General features: G+C 71.7%; 17 protein-coding genes. 8 read left to right on the top strand and 9 right to left on the bottom strand.

Going from position 1 to position 15,966, the window contains the following annotated elements; translation table 11 throughout:
- The first annotated feature begins 279 nt into the window (after positions 1-279).
- Positions 280-1,527, top strand: a complete 1,248-nt coding sequence (locus ACFYO2_RS42815; RefSeq protein WP_388361044.1) for a transglycosylase family protein — start codon at positions 280-282, stop codon at positions 1,525-1,527.
- On the opposite strand, the gene ACFYO2_RS42810 is transcribed toward ACFYO2_RS42815, so the two are convergent.
- Positions 1,517-2,797 carry a DMT family transporter gene (locus tag ACFYO2_RS42810; protein WP_388361041.1) on the bottom strand — a complete coding sequence of 427 codons (1,281 nt, stop codon included), beginning with the start codon at positions 2,795-2,797 and terminating at the stop codon, positions 1,517-1,519. The two genes, ACFYO2_RS42815 and ACFYO2_RS42810, sit on opposite strands and share 11 nt — an antisense overlap.
- Before the next feature lie 210 nt (positions 2,798-3,007).
- Here ACFYO2_RS42810 and ACFYO2_RS42805 point away from each other — a divergent pair, with 210 nt between their 5' ends.
- The 5 genes from ACFYO2_RS42805 (at position 3,008) to ACFYO2_RS42785 (ending at position 9,340) form a co-directional block, all read left to right on the top strand.
- The gene (locus ACFYO2_RS42805; protein WP_388361039.1) at positions 3,008-3,775 is read left to right on the top strand and encodes an IucA/IucC family C-terminal-domain containing protein; all 768 of its coding nucleotides are present in this window, start codon (positions 3,008-3,010) and stop codon (positions 3,773-3,775) included.
- A gap of 38 nt (positions 3,776-3,813) precedes the next feature.
- Positions 3,814-4,965 carry a glycogen synthase gene (gene glgA, locus ACFYO2_RS42800; RefSeq protein ID WP_388361079.1) on the top strand — a complete coding sequence of 384 codons (1,152 nt, stop codon included), beginning with the start codon at positions 3,814-3,816 and terminating at the stop codon, positions 4,963-4,965.
- Positions 4,966-5,045: 80 nt separating this feature from the next.
- Positions 5,046-6,266, top strand: a complete 1,221-nt coding sequence (glgC, locus tag ACFYO2_RS42795; RefSeq protein WP_388361037.1) for a glucose-1-phosphate adenylyltransferase — start codon at positions 5,046-5,048, stop codon at positions 6,264-6,266.
- A 148-nt stretch (positions 6,267-6,414) separates the two neighbouring features.
- Positions 6,415-7,743 carry a wax ester/triacylglycerol synthase family O-acyltransferase gene (locus ACFYO2_RS42790; protein ID WP_388361035.1) on the top strand — a complete coding sequence of 443 codons (1,329 nt, stop codon included), beginning with the start codon at positions 6,415-6,417 and terminating at the stop codon, positions 7,741-7,743.
- Between the two features lie 103 nt (positions 7,744-7,846).
- Entirely contained in the window at positions 7,847-9,340 is a 1,494-nt protein-coding gene (locus tag ACFYO2_RS42785) for an SDR family NAD(P)-dependent oxidoreductase (RefSeq protein ID WP_388361033.1), read from the top strand.
- A 187-nt stretch (positions 9,341-9,527) separates the two neighbouring features.
- On the opposite strand, the gene ACFYO2_RS42780 is transcribed toward ACFYO2_RS42785, so the two are convergent.
- Both ACFYO2_RS42780 and ACFYO2_RS42775 read right to left on the bottom strand, forming a co-directional pair.
- Complete coding sequence (locus ACFYO2_RS42780) at positions 9,528-10,322, bottom strand: SDR family oxidoreductase (protein WP_388361030.1); 795 nt, start codon at positions 10,320-10,322, stop codon at positions 9,528-9,530.
- Positions 10,323-10,347: 25 nt separating this feature from the next.
- Entirely contained in the window at positions 10,348-10,797 is a 450-nt protein-coding gene (locus ACFYO2_RS42775; protein ID WP_388361028.1) for a hypothetical protein, read from the bottom strand.
- A gap of 450 nt (positions 10,798-11,247) precedes the next feature.
- On the opposite strand from ACFYO2_RS42775, the gene ACFYO2_RS42770 reads away from it, so the two are divergent.
- Together ACFYO2_RS42770 and ACFYO2_RS42765 are read left to right on the top strand one after the other, a co-directional pair.
- A complete protein-coding gene (locus ACFYO2_RS42770; RefSeq protein ID WP_388361025.1) occupies positions 11,248-11,421 on the top strand; it encodes a hypothetical protein in 174 nt (57 codons plus the stop codon).
- Between the two features lie 58 nt (positions 11,422-11,479).
- Complete coding sequence (locus ACFYO2_RS42765; protein ID WP_388361023.1) at positions 11,480-11,962, top strand: GNAT family N-acetyltransferase; 483 nt, start codon at positions 11,480-11,482, stop codon at positions 11,960-11,962.
- Positions 11,963-11,967: 5 nt separating this feature from the next.
- On the opposite strand, the gene ACFYO2_RS42760 is transcribed toward ACFYO2_RS42765, so the two are convergent.
- The 6 genes from ACFYO2_RS42760 to ACFYO2_RS42735 form a co-directional block, all read right to left on the bottom strand.
- Positions 11,968-13,305, bottom strand: a complete 1,338-nt coding sequence (locus ACFYO2_RS42760) for an amidase (protein ID WP_388361021.1) — start codon at positions 13,303-13,305, stop codon at positions 11,968-11,970.
- Between the two features lie 30 nt (positions 13,306-13,335).
- A complete protein-coding gene (locus ACFYO2_RS42755; RefSeq protein ID WP_388361018.1) occupies positions 13,336-13,779 on the bottom strand; it encodes an alpha/beta hydrolase family protein in 444 nt (147 codons plus the stop codon).
- Positions 13,780-13,840: 61 nt separating this feature from the next.
- A complete protein-coding gene (locus tag ACFYO2_RS42750; protein WP_388361016.1) occupies positions 13,841-14,047 on the bottom strand; it encodes a hypothetical protein in 207 nt (68 codons plus the stop codon).
- Positions 14,044-14,217, bottom strand: coding sequence for a hypothetical protein (locus ACFYO2_RS42745; RefSeq protein ID WP_388361013.1), 174 nt, complete (start codon positions 14,215-14,217; stop codon positions 14,044-14,046). Before ACFYO2_RS42745 ends, ACFYO2_RS42750 begins: the two co-directional genes overlap by 4 nt.
- 44 nt (positions 14,218-14,261) lie before the next feature.
- A complete protein-coding gene (locus tag ACFYO2_RS42740) occupies positions 14,262-15,017 on the bottom strand; it encodes a YqjF family protein (protein WP_388361010.1) in 756 nt (251 codons plus the stop codon).
- Between the two features lie 131 nt (positions 15,018-15,148).
- Positions 15,149-15,859, bottom strand: a complete 711-nt coding sequence (locus ACFYO2_RS42735) for a FadR/GntR family transcriptional regulator (RefSeq protein WP_388361007.1) — start codon at positions 15,857-15,859, stop codon at positions 15,149-15,151.
- Positions 15,860-15,966: the final 107 nt, after the last annotated feature.

The following is a 15,966-nucleotide window of genomic DNA, read 5'->3' as shown; positions in this document are numbered from 1 at the left end:
TCCTCAAGGATCCGGGGATCCGGTTGTCGGTGGTGCCGGTCGTGCCCGTCAGTATCGCCCCTCGACCATCCTGACGTGGCCGTACCCCGACGGCACGTCCGGGTTGTGCGGCGTTGTGCAGGCAGATACGGACGGAAGACCCCACCTGCCTCAGCCACCGCAGAACTGCCGCGTATTCCTCTTCGCTTGGGTGGAAGCGCGGCCGATTGCCGCCTTGTCATGGCCTGTTCGCAGCGCTTACTTTTGCCCCTCCTGACGCATGTCGAGGGGGGCTCCTTCATGGCCGTACGCGGCCGGCACCGCCGGTATCAGCCGAACAGGATCAACCGCGCCTCGCTCACCGTCACGGCGGGCGGCGCCGGGATGGCGATGCCGCTCATCGGTGCCGGGGCGGCGCAGGCCGCCGACGTGGACACCTGGAACAAGGTCGCCGCGTGCGAGTCCAGCAACGACTGGAACATCAACACCGGCAACGGCTACTACGGCGGACTCCAGTTCACCCAGTCCACCTGGGAGGCGTACGGCGGTACCCGCTACGCGCCGCGTGCGGATCTGGCCACCAAGGACCAGCAGATAGCCGTGGCCGAGAAGGTACTGGACGGGCAGGGACCCGGAGCCTGGCCGGCGTGCTCGGTGCGGGCAGGGCTGACGCGGGGCGGCGACACCCCGGACATCCGACCCGCCCAGGCCGGTGACAGCACCGCGAAGAAGTCGGGCGGCGGCAGCTCCGCGGCGGACGTACAGCCGCAGACCACGCCCCAGTCCCGGGCCGGGACCGCCGAGATGTACACGGTGGTCCGCGGCGACTCGCTCTCCACGATCGCCGACGACCGGCGGGTCCGGGGCGGTTGGCGCGGGCTGTACTCGGCCAACCGCAAGACCATCGGCCCGGATCCCGACCTGATCCTGCCCGGCCAGCGGCTGACGCTGCGCGGCCAGGAAGCCACCGGCACCACCACGACCAGTCACACCGACAACAAGTCCACGAGCGAGAAGGCGTCTTCGGGCACCCAGACCACCCAGGACACCCAGACCACCCACGACACCCAGACCACCCACGACACCCAGAGCACCCAGGACACCCAGAGCACCCAGGACACCGAAGAGAAGGCCACGACCGGCCATTCCCTGGTCTCCCCGGTGAACGCCGCCCTGGGCACGCCCTACCGCAAAGCGGGTTCCTCCTGGTCGAAGGGCTACCACACGGGCGTCGACTTCGCCGTGCCCACCGGCACCTCCGTGAAGGCCGTCGCGGCCGGCAAGGTCGTCACCTCCGGGTGGGGCGGTTCGTTCGGGTACCAGGTGGTGATCCGGCACTCCGACGGCCGCTACACCCAGTACGCGCATCTGTCGGCGATCTCCGTGAAGAACGGGCAGACGGTGGGCGGCGGCCAGCGCCTCGGGCGGTCGGGCTCCACCGGCAACAGCACGGGCCCGCATCTGCACTTCGAGGTGCGGACGGGGCCCGGCTTCGGTACGGACATCGACCCGGTGGCCTACCTGAGGGCCGGCGGCGTCAGGATTTGACGCGCGTGCGGTGCCGGTCGCGGACCGGCAGCGGAATGAACGGGCCGCCGAAGAAGGGGCCGTAGAGGTACGGCGGCACGTCATCGGGATCCGACGGCTCCGCGTCCTCGGCGGCGGCCTCCAGAACGGAGGTGACGCTCTCCGGGACCGGGAGGACCGGGACGCCTTCCAGCGCCGTCGGCGACACCGGAGCCGGGACGAGGACGCCTTCCGGGACCGCGGGAGCCGCCTGGGCGGGGACGAGCAGGCCTTCCGGGACCGCCGCGGTCGACGGGGCCGGGATGAGCACGCTCTCCCGCACCCCCGCGGCGACCGGCTGTTCGGACACCCGCGCCGACAGTCCGTCGGCAGGGACCGGCTCGGGCAGCGGCGCCACCGGCCGGGCGACGGGCTCGGGCAGCGACTCCGGGGAATCCGCGTGCTCCACGGACTCCGCGTGCGTGCGCTCCATCCGCTCCGTGGTCAGCAGGATGAGACCGCCGGCCGCGACGACACCGCAGCTCAGTGCGAGGGCGGTGCCCGTCGTGCCGTAGCGGAAGGTTTCGCCGAACATCGTGATGCCGACCGCGGCCGCCGCCACCGGGTTCACGACCGTGAGCGTGGCCAGCGGGGCCGCGAGGCCGGCGCCGCGGTAGGAGGCCTGGGACAGCAGCATGCCGGCCGTGGCCAGGACGCCGATCACCGCCAGGGACGGCACGTCGGCCGTGGAGACCCCGTCCGTCCAGTCGACGGCGACGGTCTTCGTGAAGACCGAGGACATACCGAACGCTATGCCGGACGCGACGGCGAGCAGGATGCTGCGCACCGCCGGGTGCCGGTGTGCCGCCCGCCCGGCGATCATCAGCGCGATCACCGCACCGGCGGTGACGACGGCCACGCCCACCCGCTGTGTGGTGTCCAGCGATTGCGCGTCGGACGCGCCGACGAGGGAGAGCAGACCGGCGAGACCGACCGTCGCCATGATCGCTCCGCGCCACGCGGTCGCACCGGCCTTGCGGCCGACGAACAGTGCCGCCATGGGCAGGGCGAAGACGATGGTCAGCGCGCCCAGCGGCTGGACGAGGCTCAGCGGGCCGTACGCGAGTGCCACCACGTGCAGCAGTGCGCCCAGGCCGTTCAGCGCGACCGCGGCCCACCAGACGGGCCGGCGCAGCGGTGCGTACTGCTGACCGGGGGAGGACACCGCCACCTGCTCCTGGACGATCGCCCCGCCCGCGTACGCCACGGCGGAGACGAACGACAGGAGCACGGACAACGCGAGGGCACTCATGAGCGACTCCTCTGCGTGAGGCGGGGGCGCTGGGCCCGGCGCGGCGTACGGTCGGCTTCCATAACCAACACGATCCCGTGAAAAGTTCTTCCCGTCGTCGTACCTGAGCAGGCAATGGGTCCTACTGCCGATGGAGTACGAATCGGGCGCCATCATCCCCAAGGTGGGTGACCCGGGGCGGACCCCTAGTGGTCGGAGCCCCTAGAGGGCTTGGTACTACTGGGCTTCGTGGACCTCGACCCGGATCTCGCAGCGCTGCGTCCGCTCGGCGGCTTCTTCGCACTGCGCACGGCTCTACCTGCGACAGCAGCCCCACACGCGTCACCACCGACGCTCGCCCACGTGTACGAGAACGGTTCGCCGGACGTTTACGGCGATTCTATGACTTTCCGTGTCCGGAAAGTAGGGGATGCCCTGCGCGCACCCGAGTTGCGGATCGCCGCCTCCGTGGCTCAGCAGGGACTCGCGGCCCGTCTGTGGTCGGTGGCTCTCGGCTGCGCCGCCCTCTACGGCCGGATCCCCGATCTCGACCCGCGGCTGCTGCATTGGGATCCCGACGCCAGTGCCCCCGACGACCTGTGGCTGTCCGCCGTACGGCCGCTGCCCGCGGACGCGGAGACTGTGACGGGCGTGGTACTGGACGGCCACCTGCGGCCGCTGACCGACCACCTGCACGCCCGGTACCGGGTCGCCGAAGGCCTGCTGTGGGGCAACGCCGCCTCCGCGCTGGCGGGCGCCGCCCGGCAGCTGGACGGGTGGGCGCGGGATCACGGCCGTACGGACGTGGCCGCCCGGGCCCGCGCCCGCACGGTGGAGCTCCTCGCCCACCCCCTCCTCGCGGGCGCCGGCACCCTCACCGGTACCGCCTTCCGGCGGCGTAGTTGCTGCCTCTACTACCGGGTGCCCGGCGGAGGCGTCTGCGGTGACTGTTGCTTCACACGACCCCCGCGCTCTTCCCCACGCGCCACATCTGGGTGACCATGAAGGCAACCAGCCGTAGAGACAGGGGGTTCCGGGTGCGAGTGGGCCTGCTGACCCGGGAGTACCCGCCGGACGTGTACGGCGGTGCGGGTGTCCATGTCGAATTCCTCGCCCGGGAGCTGAGATCCCTCGTCGACCTGGACGTGCACTGCTGGGGCGAGGGCCGCACGGAGGGCGTGATCCGCCATCGCCCCTGGTCCGCGCTGGACACCGCCAACGACGCGCTGCGCACCTTCTCCGTGGACCTCGCGATGACCGCTGGCCTCGAAGGCCGCGAGCTCGTCCACTCCCACACCTGGTACGCCAATCTCGCCGGCCACCTCGGCAAGCTCCTGTACGGCATCCCGCACGTGATGACCGCCCACTCGCTGGAGCCCCTGCGTCCCTGGAAGGCCGAGCAGCTCGGCGGCGGGTACGCCCTGTCCAGCTGGGCGGAGCGCACCGCGATCGAGGCCGCCGACGGGGTGATCGCCGTCTCCGGAGCCATGCGCGAGGACATCCTCGGCTGCTACCCGGCGCTGGATCCGGCCAAGGTCCACGTCGTGCACAACGGCATCGATACCAGCCTCTACCGGCCCGACCACGGCACCGACGTCCTGCGCCGCCTCGGCCTCGACCCGGCCCGCCCGTACGTCCTGTTCGTCGGCCGGATCACCCGCCAGAAGGGCGTGCCCCACCTGCTGCGGGCGGTCCGGGACATCGACCCGGCCGCGCAGGTCGTGCTGTGCGCGGGCGCTCCCGACACCCCGGAGATCGACCGGGAGTTCCGCGAGCTCTTCCAGGAGCTGAGCCGGGTCCGCGAGGGCGTGCACTGGATTCCGCAGATGCTGCCGCGCCCCGAGGTGATCCAGCTGCTCACGCACGCCGCGGTCTTCGTCTGCCCTTCGGTGTACGAACCCCTCGGCATCGTCAACCTGGAGGCGATGGCGTGCGGAACCCCCGTCGTGGCCTCGCGGGTCGGCGGCATTCCCGAGGTCGTGGACGACGGGAAGACGGGGGTACTCGTCCCGGTGGACGACGACTTCGAGACGGGCCTCGCGCGGGCGCTGGATTCGGTCCTCGGGGACCCGGCGGCGGCGCGGGACATGGGCGAGGCCGGGCGGCAACGCGCGGTGGGCGAGTTCGGCTGGGACGCGGTCGCCCGGCGCACGGTCCGGCTCTACGAAGAGATTCTCAAGCCGGATTAGTGCGACAGGGGTTCCTCGAACAGGCGTAGGGCGACCTGCCCAGGGGCAGGAATGGATCAACCAGGGTGAGGGGAGCGGCCATGCGTCGTGGTGGTCCTTCGGTGCTCGGAATCGTGCTGGCGGGCGGAGAGGGCAAGCGCTTGATGCCCCTCACCGCGGACCGGGCGAAACCCGCAGTCACCTTCGGCGGTACGTACCGCCTCGTCGACTTCGTGCTGTCCAACCTCGTCAACGCCGACATCCTGCGCATCTGCGTCCTGACGCAGTACAAGTCGCACTCCCTGGACCGGCACATCACCACGACCTGGCGAATGTCGAGCCTGCTCGGCAACTACGTCACCCCGGTCCCGGCGCAGCAGCGCCTGGGCCCGCGCTGGTACCTGGGCAGTGCGGACGCGATCCTGCAGTCCCTGAACCTCATCTACGACGAGCGGCCGGAGTACGTCGCCGTGTTCGGCGCCGACCACGTCTACCGCATGGATCCGCGTCAGATGCTCGCCCAGCACATCGAAAGCGGCGCGGGCGTCACGGTGGCCGGGATACGCGTCCCACGCGGCGAGTCGTCGTCCTTCGGCGTGATCAGCCCCGGCTCCGACGGCCAGACGGTGGAACGCTTCCTGGAGAAGCCCGCCGACCCGCCCGGCCTGGCCGACGACCCCGAGTCCGTGTTCGCCTCGATGGGCAACTACATCTTCACCACCAAGGCCCTCATCGAGGCGCTCCAGCGGGACGCCGAGGACGTGAACTCCGTGCATGACATGGGCGGCTCGATCCTGCCCCAGCTCACCGACCGCGGCGAGGCCCAGCTCTACGACTTCAGTGCCAACCACGTGCCCGGCGAGACCACCCGCGACCAGGGCTACTGGCGGGACGTCGGCACGCTCGACGCGTACTACGACGCCCACATGGACCTCATCGCCGAGCGCCCCGCCTTCAACCTCTACAACCGCAGCTGGCCCATCTACACCCACTCGGGTCAGCTCTCCCCGGCCCGTTTCAACGCGGGCGGCATCGCGAGCGAGTCCATCATCAGCGCGGGCTGCCTGATCCGCGGCCAGGTCACCCGGTCGGTCCTGTCGCCGGGTGTCTTGGTAGACCCGGGAGCCGTGGTCCAGGGCTCGGTGCTGCACGACAACGTGCACATCGGGCGGGGCGCGGTGGTGCGCGGTGCCGTCCTGGACAAGAACGTCGAGGTGCCGCCGGGCGCGACCATCGGAGTGAATCCGGAGCGGGACGCCGAGCTGTACACGGTGTCCAAGGGTGGAGTAATCGCGTTGGGGAAGGGCCAGCGGGTGCCCTGACCACGCCCTCTGAGGCGCGTGTTACAGGCGGGGCATCGATGGCCGGACTTAATCTGCTGTTAACTGTGCGTAGCTTGATCGTACTTGACCGTAATCGCCGGAGGGCGATTGACTGCTTTCCCACCCTTCGTCGACGCGAGGCAAGCCATTGACTTCTGACCTGCTCGCACCTCTCGACCTGGCCTTCTGGAACATGGAGTCCGCCGAGCACCCCATGCACCTGGGCGCCCTCGGCGTCTTCACGGCACGCTCGCCCACCGCGGGCGCCCACGCGGCCGACCTGCTGGCCGCCCGGGCCGCCGCGGTACCCGGACTGCGGATGCGGATCCGGGATGCGTGGCCGCTGGGCTTCCCCGGGGCCTTCGGCGGCGCGGCGCGTGAGCCCGCTCCGGACTTCGACCCGCTCGACCACGTCACCCTGCACGCCCCCACCGCGGACTTCCAGACCGAGGCGGGCCGGCTGATGCAGCGGCCGCTGGAGCGTCACCGGCCGCCGTGGGAAGCCCATGTGCTGCCGGGGGAGGACGGCGTCTCGTTCGCCGTGCTCTTCAAGTTCCACCACGCCCTGGCCGACGGGCTGCGCGCGCTGACGCTCGCCGCCGCGATCCTGGACCCGATCGACGTGGCGCCCCGTCGTCCCCGTCCCGCCGAACCGCCGCGCGCCCTCCTCCCCGACGTCCGCCGACTGCCGGAGCTGGTGCGCGGCGCCCTGTCCGACGTGGGCCGGGCCCTCGACATCGGCGCCTCGGTCGCCCGCTCCACCCTGGACGTACGCACATCCGCCGCCCTCACCGCCCGGTCCACCGGAACCCGCCGCACCGCCGGGGTGGTCGTCGACATCGACGACGTGCACCGCGTCCGCAAGGCCGTCGGCGGCACCGTCAACGACGTCCTGATCGCCGTGGTCGCCGGCGCCCTGCGCCGCTGGCTGGACGAGCGCGGCGACGGCAGCGAGGGCGTGGCGCCCCGCGCCCTGATCCCTGTCTCCAGGCGCCGCCCGCGCACCGCCCACCCCCAGGGCAACCGGCTCTCCGGGTACCTGATGCGGCTTCCCGTCGCGGACCCGGACCCGCTCGGCCGCCTGGCCACGGTCCGCACGGCCATGGACCGCAACAAGGACGCCGGACCGAACCGGGGCGCCGGTGCCGTCGCCCTGCTCGCCGACCACGTCCCGGCACTCGGCCACCGGCTCGGCGGCCCCTTCGTGAGTCAGGCCGCCCGGCTCTGGTTCGACATCCTGGTCACCAGCGTCCCCCTGCCGGGCATCGGTCTGAAGCTCGGCGGCAACCTCGTCAGCGAGGTCTACCCCTTCGCCCCGCTGGCCCGCGGGCAGTCCCTCGCGGTCGCCATCTCGACGTACCGCGGGCGCGTCCACTACGGGCTCGTGGCCGACGCCGAGGCCGTACCGGACCTCGATCGTCTGGCCCTCGCCGTGACCGAGGAGGTGGAGACGCTGATCACCGCCTGCGACCCGTGATCACCACGGGTTTGGAGCTAGGGGCCCGCGCTCCGTAAAATTCCCTGTTCGAACGCGTCGCCGTCGGAGCGCCGCACGAAACACCCAGGGAACGGCAGCGGCCATGACGGTGACAGACAACGGCTCGGCGACCACGGACGAGATCGTCTACGGTCCCGGCATCGACCCGGAGCGGCTCGCCGTCTGCCTGAGCGTGCTTGAGGAGCTCGACAAGCTGGACGTCGACCACCCCGACGCGATCACCGTGCGCCGGGCCACCGCGGGCATCTACCGCAGCGTCAAGCAGCGCCGCCGCCAGGAGCGCCGGGCCGCCAAGACCGCGCACGACAAGGCGGTCACGGAGGCCACGGCGACCGGCTCCGCCCAGCGCATCGACGACGAGACGGAGGGCATCCTGCCGTCGTCGGCGACCGGGGAGGGGCAGATCGCGGGGATACTCCAGCGCCCGCGCTCCTGCTACACCTGCAAGGCCCGGTACGTGGCGGTCGACTACTTCTACCACCAGCTCTGTCCCGACTGCGCCGGCCTGAACCGGGCCAAGCGCGAGGCCCGCGCCGACCTCACCGGCAAGCGCGCCCTGCTCACCGGCGGCCGCGCCAAGATCGGCATGTACATCGCGCTGCGACTGCTGCGCGACGGCGCGCACACGACGATCACCACGCGTTTCCCGAAGGACGCCATCCGCCGCTTCAAGGCCATGGACGACTCGGCCGACTGGATGCACCGCCTGGAGGTCGTCGGCATCGACCTGCGCGACCCGGCCCAGGCCGTGGCCCTCGCCGACCAGGTCGCCGAGGCCGGCCCCCTCGACATCCTCATCAACAACGCGACGCAGACCGTGCGCCGCCTGCCCTCCGCCTACGCCGCCCTGGTCGAGGGCGAGAGCGCCCCGCTGCCCGCCGGGGAGCTCCCCGCCCACCACGTCATCGGCGCCTTCGGCTCCGGCGCGGTGGACGGCCTCGCCGCCCTGCCCGCCGGAATCTCCGGCATGGACGCACAGCAGGTCGCCGACCTCGCCCTGGTCGCGGGCAACGCCAGCGTCGCCCGGCACCTGGACGGCACCGCCATCGACGCCGGCGGCCTCGTCCCCGACGTCGTCGACAGCAACACCTGGGTGCAGACGATCGAGCAGATCTCCCCCGTGGAGCTCCTCGAGACCCAGCTGTGCAATTACACGGCGCCGTTCATCCTGATCAGCAAGCTCCGCCCGGTCATGGCCGCCGCCGCCAGGCAGGCGACGAGCGGGCGCGCGCACGTCGTGAACGTCTCGGCGATGGAAGGCGTCTTCGGCCGCGGTTACAAGGGCGCCGGCCATCCGAACACGAACGCCGCCAAGGCCGCGATGAACATGGTGACGCGGACCAGCGCCCAGGAGATGCTCCAGACCGACGGCATCCTCATGACCTCGGTCGACACCGGCTGGATCACCGACGAGCGCCCCCACTTCGACAAGCTGCGCCTCGCGGAGGAGGGCTTCCACGCCCCGCTCGACCTGGTCGACGGCGCGGCCCGCGTCTACGACCCGATCGTCCGCGGCGAGGCGGGCGAGGACGTGTACGGGGTCTTCCTCAAGGACTACGCGCCGGGCAAGTGGTAGGGCACTAATCCGGTGGCCCGGCGGGTGGCCACCGGCTTACGGTGGAACGCGCGCCGGTGCCCGGTGCGATGGTCACGCGTTCTTCGTGGTTCGACTCCATGCAGGCCCGCCCTCGGGCCTGTTCGCCCTGTCGGGGGCGATCGCGTATCCGCCTTGACCTCGGGCACCCGCGCTCACCGCGCGGTGCTCAGCGGTGTCCGCGCAGCCGGTCGTGCACGGTGTACGGCGCGGACGTGTACGCGGCCCGCACCCGCGTACCTCCGTCCACCAACAGGTCGGCCCCGGTCACCCACTCCGCGGCGTCCGACGCCAGCCACACCACCGCCCGCGCCACGTCCTCCGGCTCCCCGATCCGCCCGAGCGGCAGTCCCGCGGCCACCTCGCCCTCGCCCGGTTCCCACACGAAGCGCGCCATCTCGGTGCGCACGAGGCCGGGGGAGACGGAGTTGACGCGTACCTTCGGCGCCAGTTCGCCCGCGAGCTGCCGGGTCAGGTGCAGCAGGGCCGCCTTGCTGGTGCCGTACGCCCCGACGCTCGGCCCGACGTGCGCGGCGCCCTCCGTGCAGACGTTCACCACCGCGCCGCCGTGCTCGCCCATCCAGGCCCGCCAGGCGCACTGCACCAGCCGCAGGGGTGCCTCGACGTTGACGGTGAACGCCTCGCGCCAGGCGTCCGGATCCGCCTCCATGAGCGGGCCGTACGGCCGGTTGGTCGCCGCGTTGTTGACCAGCACGTCGATCCGCCCGAACTCGCGCAGGACCAGCTCCGTGACCGCAGTCGGATGGGCCCGGTCGGCGACGCTGCCCGCCAGTCCGATGCCGCCCAGCTCCTGGGCGGTCCGCCGGACGTCGTCGGCGTCGCGGGCGGTCACGCACACCAGCGCCCCGGCCTCGGCCAACTGTCCCGCGACGGCCCGGCCGATCCCGCGCGTGGCGCCGGTGACGATCGCGGCCCTGCCCCGCAGTCCGTACGTCGACGTCATCGGCGTACCGTCTCATGACGGTCCGTCAGTCGACAGCCCCAAGGCGGGAGTTCTGTGCCGCCACCAGTTCCAGTACCGTGCGCCAGTCCTCCAGGACACCCGCGTCGAACCCGGCGAACCGGCCCTCCTCGTCGGCCTGTCGCAGAAGCAGCAGGTCGTCGTCGGCCGCATCGCCGCCGGGGGCATGGCCGCGGACGAGGGCGAAGACACGCTCGCCGAGCAGGGCGCGGACCGCGTCGGCCGCGCGGTCCGCCTGTGCCGCCCCGTCGCCCGGCCGCAGCAGCGGGCCGATCGCGTGCACCAGACCCGCCACCTGGAGCTCCTTGTCGGCGGGGCGGGTGCGGCGCAGCAGCGCGGCGGTCCGCAGGGCGTGCTGGTGCAGATCGACGCGGCCGCCTCCGGGGCCGGGCGTACCCCGAGCGCCCCGGCAGGCGTTCAGCAGATCCATCAGCTCTTCGACACTGCGCAGCTCCATGCGTCAGTCCTCCCGCAGGACAAGCCGTTGCCGTCCGCCAGCAGATCATGGCCGGCTTGCGAATCGGCCAACGGGATCTGAACTGCGTCGCCTGTTCGGTGGCGTAGGCCGTACGGGGGCCATCAAACCGTGCATGATGTAACGAACCGGCAGATATCCGGCCTGACCGAACACGGAATGACTCCGGATAGTTACCCTTTGTTTTCAGCCCTATCGAGCGGCCGCCCGCTCATTTGGTTAATCTGTAGGGGACGGACGGCAACACGGGGTCCTACCCACACCCAAGGTCCGTCATGGGACACGCCCGTTCACCACGGCTTGATCTCGTACGAAACAACTGGCGCCACCGCGTCCGAACTGCCTCTAGCCACACCCGAGCGGACGCCGAGAACCAGGCCGTTGACTGGACCGGCACATCCCGAGGGTGACCCGACACATAAGGAGTGCGCGGTGACACCGGAGAAGACGAATCGCGAGAAGCGCCCCAAGGAACGCTCGGAGCGCGGGGGCCGCCGGCCCGGAGAGCTCGGCAGCCTCGACGTGTGGGCCCGGTCCGCCCCCATCCGCCTGGCCGGATACGAGGACGACCTCGCCGAGCCCCACATCCTGCCCAGCGTGGACTGACCTCCCGGGCAGGACCCGTCGCGATCGCCGGACGCATGGGCGTGAAAGACTCACGCCCATGCAGATCAGAGAAGCCGTGGCCGAGGACTGGCCACGGATCTGGCCTTTCTGGCACCAAATCGTCGCCGCCGCGGAAACGTACGCCTGGGACCCGGACACCTCGGAAGAGGCGGCCCGGGCCCTGTGGATGGCCCCGGCCAAACGCGTCTTCGTCGTCGAGGACGACACCGGCACCCTCGTCGCCTCCGCCTACCTCGCCCCCAACTACGGCGGCCCCGCCGCCGGCATCGCCAACGCGGGCTTCATGGTCGACCCCGACCAGGGCGGCCGGGGCATCGGCCGGGCCCTCGCCGAGCACATCCTGAGCGCGGCGAAGGCCGAGGGCTACCGGGGCATGGTGTTCAACGCCGTCGTCGAGACCAACCCCGCCGTGAAGCTGTGGACCTCCTTCGGCTTCACGGTCCTCGGCACGGTCCCGGACGCCTACGAACACCCCCGGCACGGCCGGGTGGGCCTGCACATCATGTACAAGGCCCTGTAGTCCCCCTACTCCACAGGCGCCGTCCGCTGCCACGGGTGCCGCGCCTCCAACTGCTCCGCCACGGCCAGCAGATCCGCCTCCGCCCCCGGCAACCCCACCAGCTGTACGGCGCAGGGGGCGCCCGAGGGCAGGGTGCCGAACGGGACCGACATCGCCGGCCAGCCGGTCAGGTTCCACGGCGGCGTCAGCGGCGAGTAGTTCGTGTTGGCCAGGACGTTGCGCAGCCAGCCCCGCTCGTGCCAGGCCGCGGCCTTGGGGGAGCGGCGGGCGAGTGCCGGGGTGAGCAGGACGTCGTACTCCCCGAAGAACGGCTCCAGGCGCCGGCGCAGAGCCTCGCGTCCCTTGCCGGACGAGGCGCTGTCGACGAAACGGCGGCCCACGCTCGCGTGCACTCGCGTGCGCCGTGTCATCAGCCGCCGGTCGAGGTCCCGCGCGTCCACGGCGGTGCCGGCCGTCCAGTGGGTGAGCGAGGTGAAGCTCAGCGACAGCGGGTAGGGCGGATCGGCCCGGCGTACCCGGTGACCTGCCTTCATGAGCAGCTCGGCCGCCTCCCGCACCGCGGTCGTATACGGCTTGGTTACGGTGACGCCGGCGATCGGGCTGCGCAGGGACACGGCGACCCGCTGCGTGGCGGACGCGTCCCGCCGTACGTCTTCGCTGTCCGCGAGGACCGACAGCATCAGGCGGGCGTCCTCGACCGTCGTCGCGAGGGGCCCGTTCTCGGACATGCCGAACCAGGTGCTGGTGCCCGCGGGGACCACCCCGGGGCCCGGCTTGATGGTGACCAGGCCGCAGTTGGCCGCGGGAATGCGCAGCGAGCCCATGCCGTCGTTGCCCAGCGCGATCGGCACCAGGCCGGCGGCGACCGCGGCCGCGCTGCCCCCGGACGAGCCCCCTGCGGTGCGCGAGGTGTCCCACGGGTTGCGGGCGGTGCCGTGGACGCCCTCCGAGGTGCCGAAGACGCACAGTTCGGGCACGTTGGTCAGTCCCACGACCACCGCGCCCGCCGCCCGCAGCCGGGCCACGGTGGCATGGTCATCGGCGGCGGGTGTGTCCGGCGTCGCCGCGGAGCCGACGCGCATCGTCTCACCGCGCACGGCGAGGTTGTCCTTGATGGCCACGGGCACGCCCGCCAGAGGCAGTTCACCCAGGTCGCTGCGGGTGGCCACCTCGTCGGCCTCGGCGAGCGCCGCCTCGGCCCGGACCACCCGGAACGCGCCGACGCGACCGTCGAGCCGCTCGATCCGGGCGAGGTGCTCGGCCACCACCTCGCGAGGCGTGACGCGCTTCTCGCGTACGGCGGCGGCGATCTCGGCGGCGGTCCGGCCGACCCAGCTGGTCACGGGTGCTCCTCGCGGGCTACTGGTGGGTACCTAGGGAGAACTCTGCCTGGGAGCGGACGCCGCGTCGAGAGCGTTCGCGCTTGGACATTCGGACCGGTCTTCTTGGACTTCTCGCGGTCCGGTGGTCGATCCCATGGGGCAGGTGTCGTCGGCGGTGCCGTGGTGGATGAGCAGCGGCTCGGTCACCCGGTCCACGTAGGTGAGCGGCGAGACCTCCTTCCAGAAGGCCGGGTTCTCCTCGGGTGTGCCGTGCCCGGCCTCCATCTCGGCGACGATCGGGTCCCCGTCGGGGCGCTGGAAGTGGTCGATGTTCTCCTGCGGTCGCGAGCTGACCGGGGCGAAGGCGACGGCGGCGTCGAACAGGCCCGGGGCGACCACCAGGGTGTTGTGGACGACACCGCCGCCCATCGACCGGCCCAGCAGTCCGATACGGTCGCCGTCGATCTCCGGACGCCCGGACGACCGCAGGGCCATCGCCGCTGCGATGACGTCGGTCGGACAAGGATCCGGACAACGACGTCAACCTCCGGCTCGGCTACATCGAGCCGTGGGCCAGGACCAGCGCGGGGAACGGGCCCTTGCCGGTGGGTATGTTCATGAGACCCGAGATCGTCAGACCGTTCGCCTCGTACGTGACCTGGTAGCTCGTGTAGGCGTCGGTCCGGGCGAGGACAGTGCCGAGCCGCAGGTCGGAGCCCTTGTGCTCGCGCTGGATCAGGCCCGGGATCGACACGGGGTTCACGGGTGTGCGGGTCGGGGTGCGGGCGTTGCGGTGGGGGACCGGCTCGTGGCGCGGGTGGACGGGGGCGGGCTGGTGAGTACGGCATCGCCGTCGTCACCGCCTCCGGTGCAGCCGCTCGTGGCCACCAGCACCAGCGCGGCGGCGACCCATGCCGTACCCCATGACCGCATACGGCCAGTGTCGCCCGGGCGGTGACGGGCGCGTGCTTCCCGTCCTATCGGCCCCGACCGGCCGGCGGTGAGAGGGGAGACGGGGTTCCGAACCGCACGGTGACGCCCGGCGAGTAGAGGACACTGACCGGCGGTCCGGGCATGTGCGGCAAGCCCGCGGCTGTGACCAGACCGTCGTCCAGGTCGAGCAACTCGGCCCGACGCAGCGGCCACGGCGCGTGCTCGTTCGGCAGGTGCACGGTGCGGCCGTGCCAGGAGACATGCAGGCCCCAGCGTGCGGTCAGGAACCGTTCCAGCCGTGAGGGTTCCGTGATCGGCCGGCCGGTGCGAACCACGGCACGGCTCGCCGGGGCGCCGTCCGCGGAGCGCCGTCGTCGGCAGCTGTAGGTGAGCACATCGCGCTCGCGGCGCAGGCGCATCGTCGACCAGGTGTAGGGGAGGCGGACTCCCAGCCGGCCGATCAGGACCGGGAGCAGGCGGGCCGCGTCCAGGGACCGGAACACGACAGCGCGCCGGCCCTGGTCGTCGACCGAGTACAGCCTCACGTTCGTCTCGCAGAACGTGCCGAGATACGGCAGGCCCGGCCCCGGGCCCAAGCCCACGCCGCGCATCAGGAACGGGACCAGTCCGATGTACGTGACCCCGTCCAGGGTGTCCGGGCGGGTGCCGGCGGGCAGCAGGCCCGCGACCCGGTCCGGCTCCACCGGCCAGTGCAGGAAGGTCAGTTCATGCCAGCCCTGCACCAGCGTGGGCCGCCGCACGGGCCGTGGCGTGGACAGGGTGACCGGCTCGATCTCCATACCGAAGCGTCCCACAGCCCGTGACCGGTGGAGACCCGGCCCTTGGTCAGGGACGTGCAGCCCGTGATCGGTGAACGTCGGCCCTCGGTGGGAGACGCGGCAGTCCGTGATCGGCGGACGCCCGGCCTTGATCAGCGGATGCCGTCGACCACCTGGGAGCGCAGCCACTGCTCCACCTCCCCCACATGCGCGGCCGCCGCCGCCCGCGCCGCCTCCGGGTCGCGGGCGACCAGCGCGCGGTGGATCGCGGCGTGCTCGCGACGGGTGCGGGCGAAGGCGCCCTCCTCCTGGTAGCCGCGCCAGACGCGGGCGCGGAAGGTACGGGAGGACAGGCCGTCCAGGATGGCGGCCATGGTCTCGTTGCCGGCGGCCGTGGCGATCTCGCGGTGGAAGGCCAGGTCGTGGGCGAGGATCACCTCCGGATCCTCGGTGGCATTCATCGCCGTCAGGTGTTTCTCGACCTCGGCGAGCTGGTCCGGGGTGATCCGGGCCGCGGCCAGCGCGGTCGCCGTCGACTCCAGGATGCGGCGCACCTCAAGGAGCTCCACCAGGCGCGGGCCGCGCGAGAGGTCGGCGACCACACCGAAGGTCTCGAGCAGGTCACCGGCCTCCAGCTGTGTCACGTAGATGCCCGAACCGTGCCGGGCCTCCAGCACGCCCAGCACCGTGAGCGCGCGGATCGCCTCCCGCATCGAACTGCGGGAGATGCCCAGCTGGACCGCGAGATCGCGCTCGGTGGGCAGCCGCTGGCCCGGCTCCAGTCGGCCCTCGCCGATCATCGCCTTGATCCGCTCGATGGCGCGCTGCGTCACGGTGCCCTTCGGTGGGGCTGTCTCGTCCACCCATTCCTCCACTCACCAGATGCGCCGCAGTTTAACCACCAGAGTGGTCATACCACTACGGCCTCAACTCGCGAAAATATGCCGCCGGAGGGTGTTCTTCGGGCTGA

The organism is Streptomyces sp. NPDC006602 (assembly GCF_042870385.1).
Classification (GTDB): Bacteria; Actinomycetota; Actinomycetes; order Streptomycetales; family Streptomycetaceae; genus Streptomyces.
This window is presented reverse-complemented; position numbering and strand designations above follow the sequence as displayed.